Origin of the sequence: Mesorhizobium sp. M0317, from assembly GCF_040321555.1 — a bacterium.
Taxonomy (GTDB): domain Bacteria; phylum Pseudomonadota; class Alphaproteobacteria; order Rhizobiales; family Rhizobiaceae; genus Mesorhizobium.
On record NZ_JAMYRV010000043.1, the window covers coordinates 50,025 to 63,194 of the forward strand.

Below are 13,170 nucleotides of genomic sequence, written 5' to 3' on the forward strand. Positions count from 1 at the left end.
CTACTTCTTCGCCTTGGCGGCCAGCGTCAGCGCCGCGGCCTGGCGGGTCCACTCGTCGCGGCCGATTCGGCCGGTGAGCGACAGGTAGTCCTCGACCCAGGCGATCTCTTCTGGCGCCCAGGCGGCGATCTGGGCAAAGGTCCAGATGCCGAGGCCGTTCAGCACCTTTTCCAGCTTCGGCCCAACGCCGGTGATCGCCTTGAGATCCGACGGCTTGGCCGGACGAGCCACGGCCTTGGGCTGTCTGAAATCCTCCGGCATCAATCCGATCGTCGCGCCTTCGGCGACGGCCTCGGTCTTCTCCGACTCGGCATCGACGGTGAGAGCGGCAATATCGGTCAGATCCTGGGCAAAAGTCTGCGCCTCGGCGATCAGGGTTCTGGTCGCCGCGCGCGCCTTGGTGGCGGGGGCGGTCTCGGCGAACCCTTGGCTGCGCTGTTCGAAATCGTCGATGATCGGCTGGAAAATCCGCTGCGATGCCTCGGCAGCACCCGACAAGGCGCCTAGCCACACGCCAAAGGCATGGTTGGCAAGGCCGAAGCCCAGCGCCGACATGGCGGCGGCACCAGCGACAGGATGCGCGAGAAGGTTGACGGCGCTGGCCATCTCCTTCGGCATCATCCTTGTCAAATCCTGGTTCATCTTCTCAAGCTGGTCCAAATTGGGCATCAAAGGGTTCGAATAGGGCGCCATAGACATCTCCTGGTCGTTTCTTCGTCAGCCCCGCCCCTATATTTCCGTCCGGGGCTTGCGCCCGATTTCAATCTACTCAGCAGCCACCATCACCGGTTCGGCCCGGTGCGCGTTGCGCGAAAACTCGTCGATGCGCCGCTCCACCTCGCCGCGGAAATGCCGCATCAGGCCCTGGATCGGCCATGCCGCTGCATCGCCCAGCGCGCAGATCGTATGACCCTCCACCTGCTTGGTGACGTCGAGCAGCATGTCGATCTCGCGCTTCTGCGCCTCGCCGCGCACCAGCCGCTCCATCACCCGCCACATCCAGCCGGTGCCTTCGCGGCACGGTGTGCACTGGCCGCAGCTCTCATGCTTGTAAAAATAGGACAGCCTGGCGATCGCCTTCACGATATCGGTCGACTTGTCCATGACGATGACAGCCGCCGTGCCGAGACCCGATTTCAGGTCGCGCAGCGCATCGAAATCCATCGGCGCATCGATGATCTGCTCGGCCGGCACCAGCGGCACCGAAGCGCCGCCCGGAATGACCGCGAGGAGATTGTCCCAGCCGCCGCGAATGCCGCCGCAATGCGTCTCGATCAGCTCGCGGAACGGGATCGACATCGCCTCTTCGACGGTGCACGGATTGTTGACGTGACCCGAGATGCAAAACAGCTTGGTGCCGACATTGTTGGGCCGGCCAAAGGACGAGAACCAGGCGGCGCCACGGCGCAAAATGGTCGGCGCGACCGCGATTGACTCGACATTGTTCACGGTAGTCGGACAACCGTACAAGCCGACATTGGCTGGGAATGGCGGCTTCAGCCGGGGCTGGCCCTTCTTGCCTTCGAGGCTTTCGAGAAGTGCTGTTTCCTCGCCACATATATAGGCGCCGGCGCCGTGATGCATGTAGATGTCGAAATCGTATCCGGACGTGTTGTTCTTGCCGATCAGCCTGGCCTCGTAGGCCTCGTCGATGGCGCGCTGCAGCGCCTCGCGCTCACGGATGAACTCGCCGCGCACATAGATGTAGGCGGCGACCGCGCCCATGGCGAAGCCGGCGATGAACGAGCCCTCGACCAGGGTGTGCGGATCGTTGCGCAGGATATCGCGGTCCTTGCACGTGCCGGGCTCGGACTCGTCGGCGTTGACAACGAGATAACTCGGCCTTCCATCGCTCTGCTTGGGCATGAACGACCATTTCAGCCCGGTCGGGAAGCCGGCGCCGCCACGGCCGCGCAGGCCGGACGCCTTCATCTCATTGACGATCCACTCTCGCCCCTTGGCGATGATGCCGGGCGTGTTGTCCCAGGCGCCGCGCGCCATCGCGCCGGCCAGTGACTTGTCGAAGAGCCCGTAGATGTTGTTGAAGATGCGGTCTTTGTCAGCCAGCATGACTTACCTCTTTCCCCGCAAGACGATCGAGACCCACACCAGCACGCCTATGCCGGTCGCGGCCATCGATTCCAGGGTATCCGAAAACGGCAATTCGACGAGGCGCCGAAGCCCCTCCAGAAGGATGTTGGCAGCAGCGATGCAGACAACGCCGATGACAATGCTGCGCAGCGACAGCAAAGATCCGGTGCTTTGCGCTTCAGCCATCAACGTGGCTCCTTGCCGAAGACGCGGATGTATTCGGCGACGCCGCCCTTGGCGAGCGCCTTGGCCTGCTTGCCCCAGTCGTCGCGCTCGATGCGGCCCTGGAAAGCGAGATATCCATCCACCCAGTCGCGCTCGGCCTTATTCCAGGATGCGACCTGTGTGAAGGTGAAGATGCCAAGCGAATGAAGGATGCCCTCGATCTTCGGGCCAATGCCCGAGATCAGCTTGAGATCGTCGACCGCAGCCGGCCTGTCGATTCCGGCCGGACGGTTCTTGTCCTCGAGCGACGGCTTTGCGGGTCTGGCTGTCGGCGCCTTGACGGTCGGGGCCACCGGGGCGTTGGCCGCTGGCGCCTTGAATTCCGGAGCGATGAAGGCAGCTGCCGGCGTGGAGGTGGTCTTCGGGCCATTACGCTGCTTGGCGACCTTCTCGACTTCAGGCGCCGCGGTGTTGGCGTTGGCGGCCGAATGCAGGGGCGCCGGGACGCTCGCCGCTTTTTCCGCCGCCGGTGCAACCTTGGCCCTGGAGGGCGACTTCAACGCCGAGCTGGTTTCCGGCGCATCGGTTTTCGGTTTGCCGGCGTTGGATGGCGCGACCGGGGCGGCCGCTGCAGGAGCGGCAGGAGCCGGAACAGGCGCCGCAATGATTGCGTCGGGCGCCGCGTGGGCAGCCTTGCTCGCCGCCCTGGCTTCCTTGTCGCGCGTTGCTTTGAGGATCGCCTTTTCGCTCTTCAGCGTCGTCAGGCCAGGCGCCGGCTCCGAGCCGGTTCTGCCGTTTTGCGGTCCCGTGGGAACCGAGGCGCCCTTGCCCGCATCGTAAAGATCGATGATTTCGGCCAGCCGCTCGGGGGTGAGATCCTCGAACGTATCCTTGAAGACCATCACCATCGGCGCGTTGACGCAGGCGCCGAGGCATTCGACTTCCTCCCACGACAGTGTGCCCTTGTCGTTGGTGTGGAATTGGTCGTGATGGATTTTCGAGCGGCACACATCCATCAGCGCTTCCGAGCCGCGCAGCATGCAGGGCGTGGTGCCGCAGACCTGGATATGTGCGCGCGTGCCGACCGGATTGAGCTGGTACTGCGTGTAGAAGGTCGCGACTTCGAGCCCGCGAATGCGCGGCATGCCGAGCATGTCCGAAATCGTCTCGATCGCCGCCTTGGTGACCCAGCCTTCCTGCTCCTGCGCAATCATCAGCAAGGGAATGATCGCCGACTGCTCGCGGCCCTTCGGATATTTCTTGATCCATTGCTTCGCAACCGCCGCATTCGCCCGGTTGAAGGCGAAGGTGGCTGGCTGGACGCTTGCTTCTGCGAGACGGCGGACTGACATTTAGCGATCGGGCCCCTGCTCTGCTACGAGAGCTATTGCGGTTTCACATTCTTTCTGATGAGAAAACGGAATGCGTTCGGCAGATCGAGCAACACTCGCAAATCGCTCTGCGGGCAACGTGTATTGCCACAGTCCCAGAACGGCTTGCCTTACTTGAGGCGAGATCCATGCCATGACCGCATGAGCGTCGATGTCATCGTCGAACAAGTGCTCGTAAAAAGCGACACCAGCCGCATTCCAAATCTGTTTGTTCGGGTGAACGGCAGCCCATTGGGCGAACCCATGCATTCTACCCAGCTTGTCGACGTCATTCTCGCGGTGGGCAAGGCGCGTCTTGGGTAGCAGGGTAAAAAAGAAGTCATAGATCGAACAGTCCTGAGTCGAGTTGTAAGAAGCCTCGGCGAACTCGACCGGCAGCATGGCTTTCGCCAATTCGCGCCACCGCGGTAGGGCAGCGTCCGCATTCCCTCGAACACCGACCTGAGAGCGCACTGTAGGATTGGCTGCCGCCATCACCGATCAACCTCCCCGAAGACGATATCGAGGGAACCCAACACGGCGGTGACGTCGGCCAGCATATGGCCGCGGCAGAGGAAATCCATGGCTTGCAGATGCGCGAAGCCGGGCGCGCGCAGCTTGCAGCGGTAGGGTTTGTTGGTGCCGTCGGAGACGAGATAGACCCCGAACTCGCCCTTCGGCGCCTCGACGGCGGCATAGACCTCGCCGGCCGGCACGCGATAGCCCTCGGTGTAGAGCTTGAAGTGATGGATCAGCGCTTCCATCGAGCGCTTCATCGCCTGGCGCTTGGGCGGCACCACCTTGCCGTCGAGGTTCGAAACCGGCCCGGTGCTTTCCTTCCCGAGCAGGAGATCGACGCACTGGCGCATGATCTTGGCCGACTGGCGCATTTCTTCCATGCGCACGAGATAACGGTCGTAGCAGTCGCCGCTCTTGCCGATCGGGATGTCGAAATCCATCTCGGAATAGCATTCATAAGGCTGCGACTTGCGCAAATCCCAGGCCGCACCCGAGCCGCGCACCATGACGCCGGAAAAGCCCCAGGCCCAAGCGTCGGCCAGCGACACGATACCGATATCGACATTGCGCTGCTTGAAGATGCGGTTGCCGGTAAGCAGCTTGTCGAGATCGTCGAGCGACTTCAGGAACGGGTCGATCCACTTGCCGATGTCCTCGACCAGCTTCGCCGGCAGATCCTGGTGCACACCGCCCGGACGGAAATAGGCCGCGTGCATGCGCGAACCCGAGGCTCGTTCATAGAACACCATCAGCTTTTCGCGTTCGACGAAACCCCACAGCGGCGGCGTCAGCGCGCCGATATCCAGCGCCTGCGTCGTCACATTGAGGATGTGCGACATGATGCGGCTGAGCTCGGAATAGAGCACGCGGATCAGCTGGCCGCGCTTCGGCACCTCGATGCCGAGCAACCGCTCGGTGGCGAGCGCGAAGGCATGCTCCTGGTTCATCGGCGCGCAATAATCGAGCCGGTCGAGATAGGGCAACGCCTGCAGGTAGGTCTTGTGCTCGATCAGCTTTTCGGTGCCGCGATGCAGCAGGCCGATATGCGGGTCGACGCGATCCACGACCTCGCCGTCCAGCTCCAGCACAAGACGCAAAACACCGTGCGCCGCAGGGTGCTGCGGTCCGAAGTTGATGTTAAAGTTGCGGACGGAGGTTTCAGCCATTCTGGCGCCTCTGGCGAAGAGTCAGTAGTGAGTAGTGAGTAGTGATCATCAATCTCAATGCCTGCTTCATTCCGCCTGCTTGGCCTGCACCGTTCGGATAAGAGATCTCATCATTTTTCCAATCTCTTCGCATCGCAGCAGCAGCTCAATCTCATTGTCTTTTCGCAGCAGGCCAACCCGACATGCCAGCAGTATGTGTGTCTCCAGTTCCTTCAACGAGCCTTGCGCCATGCGCAAAAATTGAACGAACGACCCTCTGTTCTCCCGACCGTATCCCTCCGCGACGTTCGCTGCGACCGAAACCGCCGATCGGCGCATCTGAGAGGTCATGCCGTAAATCTCATCCCTCGGAAACTCTTTGGTGAAACGGTAGCAATCCTCAGCAAGCGTCATCGCCGATTGCCACACCTTCAAGTCGCGATAAGATTCGATCCGTTGCTCCAAATCTTTTGCTACTGACTACTCACTACTTCCTACTCACTGTTTCGCCTTCTCATCGCCCGGCAGGACGTAATCCGTCCCTTCCCATGGCGAAAGAAAATCGAAATTGCGGAATTCCTGCTTCAATTCCACGGGCTCGTAGATCACGCGCTTGGCTTCGTCGTCGTAGCGCACCTCGACGAAACCTGTCAGCGGGAAGTCCTTGCGCAGGGGATGGCCCTCGAAGCCGTAATCCGTGAGGATGCGGCGCAGGTCCGGATGGCCGGAGAACAGCACGCCATAGAGATCGTAGGCTTCGCGCTCATACCAGTCGGCGCCGGGATAGACAGCGGTGAGCGACGGCACCAGCGTCTCTTCGTCGGCCTGCACCTTGATGCGGATGCGCAAATTCTGCTTCGGCGACAGCAGATGATAGACGACATCGAAACGCTTGACGCGCGACGGGTAGTCGGCGCCGCAGATATCGATGATCGAAATGAACTGGCAGCCCGAATCGTCACGCAGGAAGCTTGTCACCTCGATCAGATTGTCTGTAGCAACCGAGATCGTCAGTTCGCCATAGGCCAGCACCGCATCGGTGACGCGGCCCGGCAGCTTTTCGCCGAGATAGGTCGACAGTTCGCTCAGGGATGCGGCCATGGGTCTACCGTTCGATCGTGCCGGTGCGGCGGATCTTCTTCTGCAGGAGAAGAATGCCGTAGAGCAGCGCTTCGGCGCTTGGCGGGCAGCCGGGCACATAGATGTCGACCGGCACGATGCGGTCGCAGCCGCGCACCACCGAATAGGAATAGTGATAATAGCCGCCGCCATTGGCGCAGGAGCCCATCGAGATGACGTAGCGCGGCTCCGGCATCTGGTCGTAGACCTTGCGCAAAGCCGGGGCCATCTTGTTGGTCAGCGTTCCCGCCACGATCATGATGTCGGACTGGCGCGGCGACGCGCGAGGAGCCACGCCAAACCTTTCAGAATCATAGCGCGGCATCGAGGTGTGGATCATCTCGACGGCACAGCAGGCGAGACCGAAGGTCATGAACATCAGCGAGCCGCTGCGTGCCCAGGTGATCAGCGCCTCGGTCGAGGTGACCAGAAAACCCTTGTCGGCCAGTTCATTGTTGATCTCGAGGAAGAACGGATCGTCGGAACCGACCGGACGTCCGGTATTGGGGTCGATCAGGCCTTTGGGCTTCGGCGCGACGAGCGTTCCGGAACTGTCGTTCAATCCCATTCCAGCGCTCCTTTTTTCCATTCGTAGGCAAAGCCGATGGTCAGCACCGCCAAAAACACCATCATCGACCAGAAACCGAGCATGCCGATCTTCGAGAACGACACCGCCCACGGAAACAGGAAGGCCACTTCCAGATCGAAGATGATGAACAGGATCGACACCAGGTAGAAGCGGATGTCGAATTTCATCCGGGCATCGTCGAACGAGTTGAACCCGCACTCGTAGGCGGAAAGCTTTTCCGGATCGGGATTGCGATAAGCCACCAGGAACGGCGCGATGATAAGCGCTAGGCCTACAATCGCAGCCACGGCGATGAAGAGGACGATGGGCAGGTATGAACTGAGGAGTACGTTCATGCTCGGCTTTCCGTTGGCGGCCAATCCACTTTGATTACAGCAACCAACCCTAATGCGGAAGCGCGACAGTTTAACCGCTGAACCGTTTTAGGTGCCTTTGCTGCAACGCGGCGAGGGTTAGCGCACGGCTTTCAGCGAAGCAAGTCAAACCTTGTTCAAAAGACAGTGCTGGACGGCAGGCCGGGAAAAACTGGTCCGATCTCCTCCTGTTTGATTTCCTTCATCTTTCACTCCACTTTTGTCTCCTGACACATCTCCCGCCATTTGCCTGCTAGCATCACCGGAATCGCCGGCTAAAGTCGGGAAAATGGTTCGAGGCAAGACACTTTGACGAAGGACAAAATCTCACTCCCGACGGCCAGGCGCATCGCGCTCGCCGCGCAAGGATTTCTCGATCCGCGCCCGGGCGGCACGCCCGATCGCCGCCACCTCGCCCGCGTGCTGTCGCGCACCGGCTTGCTGCAGATCGATTCCGTCAGCGCCGTGGTGCGCGCCCACTATATGCCGCTCTATTCGCGCCTTGGCCCCTACCCGCTCACCCTGCTCGACAATGCCGCAATCACCCGCAAACGCACGGTGTTCGAATACTGGGCGCATGAGGCCTCGTTCCTGCCGGTCGAGACCTACCCACTGATGCGCTGGCGCATGCAGCGCGCTGAAAGCGGCGACGAAATGTATCTGGGCCTCGCCAAATGGGGCCGCGAGCACGGCGCCTATATCGAAGAGATCTACCGCGCGGTCGCCGAGCGCGGCCCGATTGCCGCTTCGGCACTGGAGGGCCAGAAAGGTTCGGGCGGCTGGTGGGGCTGGAGCCACGCCAAGCACGCCTTCGAATGGCTGTTTTGGGCCGGACGCATCACCACGGCGCACCGCCGTGGCTTCGAGCGTTTCTACGACCTGCCCGAGCGCGTGCTGCCGCAGGCGATCCTCGATCTGCCGGTGCCGGCGGCCGAGGACGCGCACCGCGAATTGCTGCGCATTTCCGCCCGCGCCCACGGCATCGCGACGACGGGTGACCTGCGCGATTATTTCCGCTTGTCGCCAGCCGACATGAAGGGCCGGTTGGAGGAACTGGTTGAGATGGGCGAGTTGCTGCCGGTAAACGTCGAAGGCTGGGACAAGCCGGCTTACCTCTATAAGGACGCCCGTCTGCCGCGAAAGATCGAGGCCCGCGCGCTACTGGCGCCCTTCGATCCGGTGGTCTTCGAGCGCTCGCGCACCGAGCGCCTGTTCGATTTCCACTACCGCATCGAGATCTACACGCCGGCCGAAAAGCGCCAATATGGCTACTACGTGCTGCCCTTCCTGCTCGGCGACCGGATCGTCGCCCGCGTCGATCTCAAGGCCGACCGGCCTGCGAGTGTCTTACGCGTCCACGCCGCCTACGCCGAAGCAGGCGCACCGCCTGAGACCACCGCACAGCTTTTTGAGGAACTAAAGGAGATGCAGGGCTGGCTTGGACTTGAGCGCATGGAAGTGACGCCCGCCGGCGATTTGGGGCCGGCATTGGCTAGCGAGAGAGATGGCCAACCCTTGCAGCGTCTGTCATAGACGCCTCAATAAGCCTCGTAGGTTGTGCAATGGCATCGGACAAAGTGCTCGACATGATCCATGGCGCCCTCATTGCGCATGGAATAGATGCAGTCCGCAGAGATAGGGACGTCATGCTCCAATCGAAGCAGCTTCGGTTTGAGGCTGAGGTGTTCGAGACGAGTTCTGACCGGCTGGTCCTGGAAATCTACATTTTTTCTCCGCTGCTTGATGTTCAGCCGGTCATTGAATCCTTTGCTGGCTTCGGCGACACGCGCGAACAGGAACTGAACCAGGCGTTTGAAAAGTTTCTCCGTGGTGTTTTCCATGTGGCCATTGAGGGACTGGCCGATCACGTCTGCGAGAACATGCAGGCCGAAATAGAGCTTTGGCAGCGAAGCAGCGCCAGTTGGAAGATCTGGCGAAAAGATGCCCGCTGGAAAATCTATAGCGGCCCGGTCATTTCCCAGGCCACAACCGAGCTATGCTCGCTGACACCAGGCTATCCAGCATTCTATGCCAAGCTGGAAAAGCTGTTCACAGCTTCGGTACCCCCCGGAAGCCATTTTGTCCGGACCTTTCTGGCAGGCTTGAAGGGCACGCTGATTAGTGCCGAAGTCCTTCTGGACAACGCGGTTTGGCATGAGGGACAGAATCTGGCTGTCGGTCATGACTGGGACTATAGCGATGGCTATCAAGCTATCCGACAGGTCATCCTGGCACTGCCGGAAGCCGGGACATGACAGCCCCTGCCGACATCGCCATGTCGTAGCCGTGCGTTGACACCGCCGCCCGCAAAAGCCTAAATCCGCTGCAGACGGTCCCCTGCCCGCAACGGCAAGGGCCAAGAGGGAATGCGGTGCGGGATTTCGGTCCCAAATCCGCGGCTGTCCCCGCAACTGTAAGCGACGAGCCAAGGCCGAAAGCCACTGGGTAACACCGGGAAGGCGGCTAACCAAGGCGACGACCCGCGAGCCAGGAGACCTGCCGTCTGAGACAAAGTATCCGATCGCCTGGCGGGTTTCCGGGCAAGGAGCACGGTTTTTGGACCAGAACAGCAGTTTTTCGGCTGGCACAGCGGACATTGCGTCCGGGGACAACGACGCCCTGACCGGCGTGACCGTCATCGTCTGCGCCTCCTGCCGCGATGAGACCGGTTCCGACGCCCATCCGCGCGCCGGCGAATTGCTGGCTGAGGACACACGCCGCGCCGCTGCCGGCGATATCCGGGTCCGCACCGCCGAATGTCTCGGCAATTGCAAGCGCCGCCTCAGCGCCGCGATCCTGCGCGATGGCTGCTGGAGCTATGTCTTCGGCGATCTGACCGCAACCAGCGGCGCCGACCTCGTTACCGGCGCAAAGCTCTTCGCGACTTCGGCCGACGGCCTCATCCCGTGGCGCGGCCGGCCCGATAGCCTCAAGCGCGGCCTCGTTGCCCGCATCCCACCCCTCGACATGCTGAAGGACTGACGATGAACGCTTCAAACCCGGCCGCCAACCTCTCCCGTGTTCCCTGCACTGTCGTTACAGGCTTCCTCGGCGCCGGCAAGACGACGCTGGTCCGCCATCTCCTGGAAAATGCCGGCGGCAAGCGCATCGCCATCATCGTCAACGAGTTCGGCGACATCGGCATCGACGGGGAAATCCTGAAAGGCTGCGGCATCGACACCTGCCCCGAGGAAAACATCGTCGAACTGGCCAATGGCTGCATCTGCTGTACAGTCGCCGACGATTTCGTGCCCGCCCTCGACAAGATCCTCGCGCTGACACCGAAGGTTGACCACATCCTGATCGAGACCTCGGGCCTGGCTCTGCCCAAGCCGCTGGTCCAGGCGTTCCAGTGGCCGAGCGTGAAGAGCCGGGTAACCGTCGACGGTGTCATCGCCGTGGTAGACGGCCCGGCGCTGGCCGAAGGCCGCGTCGCCAACGACATGGACGCTTTGCAGGCACAGCGCGCTCAGGACGAGACGCTCGACCATGACGATCCTGTCGAAGAAGTGTTCGAGGACCAGATCGCCTGCGCCGATTTGATCATCCTGTCGAAGAGCGATCTGATGGACGCCCCCGGTTCGGCCCGCGCCAACGCCATCATCAATGAACATTCCGCCCGCGCGGTAAAAATCGTGCCGACTGCGCATGGCAAGGTCGACCCGTCGGTGCTGCTTGGCCTCGGTCTCGCCGTCGAAGACGACATCGAGAACCGCAAGTCGCATCACGACGGCGCTTTCGATCATGAGCATGACGATTTCGACACCTTCATCGTCGACATCCCCTCGATCGCCAATCCCGACGACCTGGCCAAGCGCGTCGCCACCGCCGCCGAACAGGAAAACGTGTTGCGTGTAAAAGGCTTCGTCGATGTCGGCGGCAAGCCGATGCGGCTTTTGCTGCAGGCCGTCGGCCCACGCGTCAACCATTACTATGACCGCGCCTGGACGGCCGAGGACGATCGCCGCTCGCGTCTCGTCGTCATTGGCCTGAAGGGGCTGAACCGTCCGGCGATCGAGCGTATACTCGCCGGTTGATCTCAGGCACGAGCCGCGATGCACATACTCACCACGACCTCCGCCTCGCTCGACGATCTCGCCGAGCCGGTTGATCTCCGGCAGACGCCGGCGGATATCGTGGCGCTGTCCTTCACCGACAGCGACCTCGCCGGCCTCGCGGCGGCCTGGAAGGCCGATGCCGCCCGCCTGCCGTCGATGCGGCTGGCGGCGTTGCGCGACCTGCGTCATCCCATGTCCGTGGACCTCTGGATCGACAGCGTCGCCCGCCAGGCCAAGGTGATCTTGGTGCGCATCCTCGGCGGCTATGACTGGTGGCGCTATGGCTGCGACCAACTCGCGGTGACTGCTCGCGAACGTGGCATCAAGCTGGCGCTGCTGCCTGGTGAAAGCCATGACGAGGACCTCAGGCTGATCGAAGCCTCGACGCTGCCGCGCGAGGAACTGGACGGCCTGCTGGGCTATTTCCGCGAGGGCGGGCCGGAGAATATGGTAGCGCTGATGCAGCGGCTGGCGTGGTTGGCTGGGCAGGATGCGGCGGCGGCTGAGCCGGTCAGCGTGCCGAAAGCCGGGTTTTATGAGCCTTGCTGCGGCGTGGTCGAATTTGCCGATGTCGGCGTTCCGTCACACCCCCCTTTGTCCTACCGGACATCTCCCCCTCAAGGGGGGAGATCAGCCGTCACCAAAGCCGGCTCCTCTTCGGCCCCGTTGAACAGGAAGCTGTCTGGGTCATCTAAGATTGGCGAAACCGTTGACGACAGATCAATCTCCCCCCTTGCGGGGGAGATGTCCGGCAGGACAGAGGGGGGTGGGCGGGAACTCGGCGCAGACAACATCAACCCTCCCATTATCCCCATCCTCTTCTACCGCTCGATGCTGCTGGCCGCCGATGTCGCGCCAATCGATGCCCTCTTTGATGCACTCCGCCAGCGCGGCATGAGACCGATCCCGATCTTCGTCTCCAGCCTGAAGGACCCGACGTCGCTGGCCTTCGTCGAAACCGCACTGGCCTCGCTCAACCCCGCCGCCATCATCACCGCGACCGCCTTCGCTTCCGGCGCCGAACCGGGCGTCGAAACCTTGTTCGACCGCGCCGGCGTGCCTGTCTTCCAGGTCATCGTCGCCACCACCCGCCGCGACGTCTGGGACAACAACCAGCGCGGCCTGGCGCCCGCCGACCTCGCCATGCATGTCGTGCTGCCCGAACTCGACGGCCGCATCCTCGCCGGCGCGATTTCCTTCAAGGGCGAGAGCGAGACCGACCCGGCGCTCGGCCACCGCGCCTTCGCCAACCGCCCGGAACCGGATCGCGTGGCGCAAGTGGCGGACAGGCTAGCGGCGTTCACACGGTTGCAGCAGACGCCCCGCGCGACGCGTAAGTTGGCGATCCTCATTCCGGACTATCCGAGCGCGCCCGGCCGCACTGGCTATGCAGTGGGCCTGGATGTGCCGTCCAGCGTGCTGGCCATGCTGCATGACCTGAAGGAGCAGGGCTATCGCGTTGACGGGATTCCGCAAACGCCGCGTGAGTTGCTGGACGCGTTGGAGCGGAGAGGCGATGGGCTGGGGTTGGAGGAGTATCTGGACTTCTCAAAGGATTTGCCGGCTGACGCACTGGCTGCAGTCGAGGCGGCATGGGGCGCCCCTTCACCCTCCCCCTTGTGGGGAGGGTCGGTTCGCGACATTCGCGAAGCGGATGGCGCGAAACGGGGTGGGGGTAGCGGTGCACCCCCCCCCCCCGGCCCGGGGGGCCCGCCGCCCCCCCCCGGGGGGGGGGGGGGGGGGGGGGGCCGGCGGGGCGGG

15 protein-coding genes and 1 riboswitch are annotated in these 13,170 nt (G+C 62.4%); of the genes, 5 read left to right on the forward strand and 10 right to left on the reverse strand.

The window, feature by feature from the left end; genetic code table 11:
* From NKI88_RS24975 to NKI88_RS25020, 10 genes are all read right to left on the reverse strand, one after another.
* Positions 1 to 693, reverse strand: a complete 693-nt coding sequence (locus NKI88_RS24975; RefSeq protein WP_352460285.1) for a helix-hairpin-helix domain-containing protein — start codon at positions 691 to 693, stop codon at positions 1 to 3.
* A 72-nt stretch (positions 694 to 765) separates the two neighbouring features.
* Positions 766 to 2,070, reverse strand: a complete 1,305-nt coding sequence (nuoF, locus tag NKI88_RS24980) for an NADH-quinone oxidoreductase subunit NuoF (RefSeq protein WP_023670819.1) — start codon at positions 2,068 to 2,070, stop codon at positions 766 to 768.
* 3 nt (positions 2,071 to 2,073) lie between these two features.
* The gene (locus NKI88_RS24985) at positions 2,074 to 2,277 is read right to left on the reverse strand and encodes a hypothetical protein (protein WP_023670820.1); all 204 of its coding nucleotides are present in this window, start codon (positions 2,275 to 2,277) and stop codon (positions 2,074 to 2,076) included.
* On the reverse strand, positions 2,277 to 3,608 hold the full coding sequence (locus NKI88_RS24990; RefSeq protein WP_352519568.1) for an NADH-quinone oxidoreductase subunit E: 1,332 nt from the start codon (positions 3,606 to 3,608) through the stop codon (positions 2,277 to 2,279). The genes NKI88_RS24985 and NKI88_RS24990 overlap by 1 nt, the downstream gene beginning before the upstream one ends.
* The gene (locus NKI88_RS24995; RefSeq protein WP_352657975.1) at positions 3,609 to 4,121 is read right to left on the reverse strand and encodes a DUF7674 family protein; all 513 of its coding nucleotides are present in this window, start codon (positions 4,119 to 4,121) and stop codon (positions 3,609 to 3,611) included.
* Positions 4,121 to 5,311 (reverse strand): NADH-quinone oxidoreductase subunit D, encoded by a 1,191-nt coding sequence (locus NKI88_RS25000; RefSeq protein WP_352657978.1) that lies wholly within the window; start codon positions 5,309 to 5,311, stop codon positions 4,121 to 4,123. Before NKI88_RS25000 ends, NKI88_RS24995 begins: the two co-directional genes overlap by 1 nt.
* 66 nt (positions 5,312 to 5,377) lie before the next feature.
* Positions 5,378 to 5,755: a four helix bundle protein gene (locus NKI88_RS25005; RefSeq protein ID WP_031193090.1), complete on the reverse strand. Its 378-nt coding sequence runs from the start codon at positions 5,753 to 5,755 to the stop codon at positions 5,378 to 5,380.
* 33 nt (positions 5,756 to 5,788) lie between these two features.
* Positions 5,789 to 6,391, reverse strand: coding sequence for an NADH-quinone oxidoreductase subunit C (locus tag NKI88_RS25010; protein ID WP_023670823.1), 603 nt, complete (start codon positions 6,389 to 6,391; stop codon positions 5,789 to 5,791).
* Between the two features lie 4 nt (positions 6,392 to 6,395).
* The gene (locus tag NKI88_RS25015) at positions 6,396 to 6,977 is read right to left on the reverse strand and encodes a NuoB/complex I 20 kDa subunit family protein (protein WP_023670824.1); all 582 of its coding nucleotides are present in this window, start codon (positions 6,975 to 6,977) and stop codon (positions 6,396 to 6,398) included.
* The gene (locus NKI88_RS25020; RefSeq protein ID WP_352657981.1) at positions 6,968 to 7,333 is read right to left on the reverse strand and encodes an NADH-quinone oxidoreductase subunit A; all 366 of its coding nucleotides are present in this window, start codon (positions 7,331 to 7,333) and stop codon (positions 6,968 to 6,970) included. Before NKI88_RS25020 ends, NKI88_RS25015 begins: the two co-directional genes overlap by 10 nt.
* A 327-nt stretch (positions 7,334 to 7,660) precedes the next feature.
* Here NKI88_RS25020 and NKI88_RS25025 point away from each other — a divergent pair, with 327 nt between their 5' ends.
* The 5 genes from NKI88_RS25025 to NKI88_RS25045 form a co-directional block, all read left to right on the forward strand.
* Positions 7,661 to 8,884: a winged helix-turn-helix domain-containing protein gene (locus NKI88_RS25025; protein ID WP_352657984.1), complete on the forward strand. Its 1,224-nt coding sequence runs from the start codon at positions 7,661 to 7,663 to the stop codon at positions 8,882 to 8,884.
* A 29-nt stretch (positions 8,885 to 8,913) separates the two neighbouring features.
* Positions 8,914 to 9,606, forward strand: coding sequence for a DUF6348 family protein (locus NKI88_RS25030; protein WP_023690307.1), 693 nt, complete (start codon positions 8,914 to 8,916; stop codon positions 9,604 to 9,606).
* Positions 9,607 to 9,664: 58 nt separating this feature from the next.
* Positions 9,665 to 9,869, forward strand: a riboswitch (cobalamin riboswitch).
* Between the two features lie 38 nt (positions 9,870 to 9,907).
* Positions 9,908 to 10,333 carry a DUF1636 family protein gene (locus tag NKI88_RS25035; RefSeq protein WP_023700378.1) on the forward strand — a complete coding sequence of 142 codons (426 nt, stop codon included), beginning with the start codon at positions 9,908 to 9,910 and terminating at the stop codon, positions 10,331 to 10,333.
* Positions 10,334 to 10,335: 2 nt separating this feature from the next.
* Positions 10,336 to 11,388: a cobalamin biosynthesis protein CobW gene (gene cobW / locus NKI88_RS25040; protein ID WP_023733810.1), complete on the forward strand. Its 1,053-nt coding sequence runs from the start codon at positions 10,336 to 10,338 to the stop codon at positions 11,386 to 11,388.
* 18 nt (positions 11,389 to 11,406) lie between these two features.
* Positions 11,407 to 13,170 (forward strand): cobaltochelatase subunit CobN (locus tag NKI88_RS25045; protein WP_352657989.1); only part of this gene is annotated, 1,764 nt, incomplete at its 3' end.

Excerpts from the sequence above, each read along its gene's own strand:
- NKI88_RS24975 (WP_352460285.1), bottom strand. The coding sequence starts at position 693 with ATGGCGCCCTATTCGAACCCTTTGATGCCCAATTTGGACCAGCTTGAG.
- nuoF (WP_023670819.1), bottom strand. The coding sequence starts at position 2,070 with ATGCTGGCTGACAAAGACCGCATCTTCAACAACATCTACGGGCTCTTC.
- NKI88_RS24985 (WP_023670820.1), bottom strand. The coding sequence starts at position 2,277 with ATGGCTGAAGCGCAAAGCACCGGATCTTTGCTGTCGCTGCGCAGCATT.
- NKI88_RS24990 (WP_352519568.1), bottom strand. The coding sequence starts at position 3,608 with ATGTCAGTCCGCCGTCTCGCAGAAGCAAGCGTCCAGCCAGCCACCTTC.
- NKI88_RS24995 (WP_352657975.1), bottom strand. The coding sequence starts at position 4,121 with ATGGCGGCAGCCAATCCTACAGTGCGCTCTCAGGTCGGTGTTCGAGGG.
- NKI88_RS25000 (WP_352657978.1), bottom strand. The coding sequence starts at position 5,311 with ATGGCTGAAACCTCCGTCCGCAACTTTAACATCAACTTCGGACCGCAG.
- NKI88_RS25010 (WP_023670823.1), bottom strand. The coding sequence starts at position 6,391 with ATGGCCGCATCCCTGAGCGAACTGTCGACCTATCTCGGCGAAAAGCTG.
- NKI88_RS25015 (WP_023670824.1), bottom strand. The coding sequence starts at position 6,977 with ATGGGATTGAACGACAGTTCCGGAACGCTCGTCGCGCCGAAGCCCAAA.
- NKI88_RS25020 (WP_352657981.1), bottom strand. The coding sequence starts at position 7,333 with ATGAACGTACTCCTCAGTTCATACCTGCCCATCGTCCTCTTCATCGCC.
- NKI88_RS25030 (WP_023690307.1), top strand. The coding sequence starts at position 8,914 with ATGGCATCGGACAAAGTGCTCGACATGATCCATGGCGCCCTCATTGCG.
- cobW (WP_023733810.1), top strand. The coding sequence starts at position 10,336 with ATGAACGCTTCAAACCCGGCCGCCAACCTCTCCCGTGTTCCCTGCACT.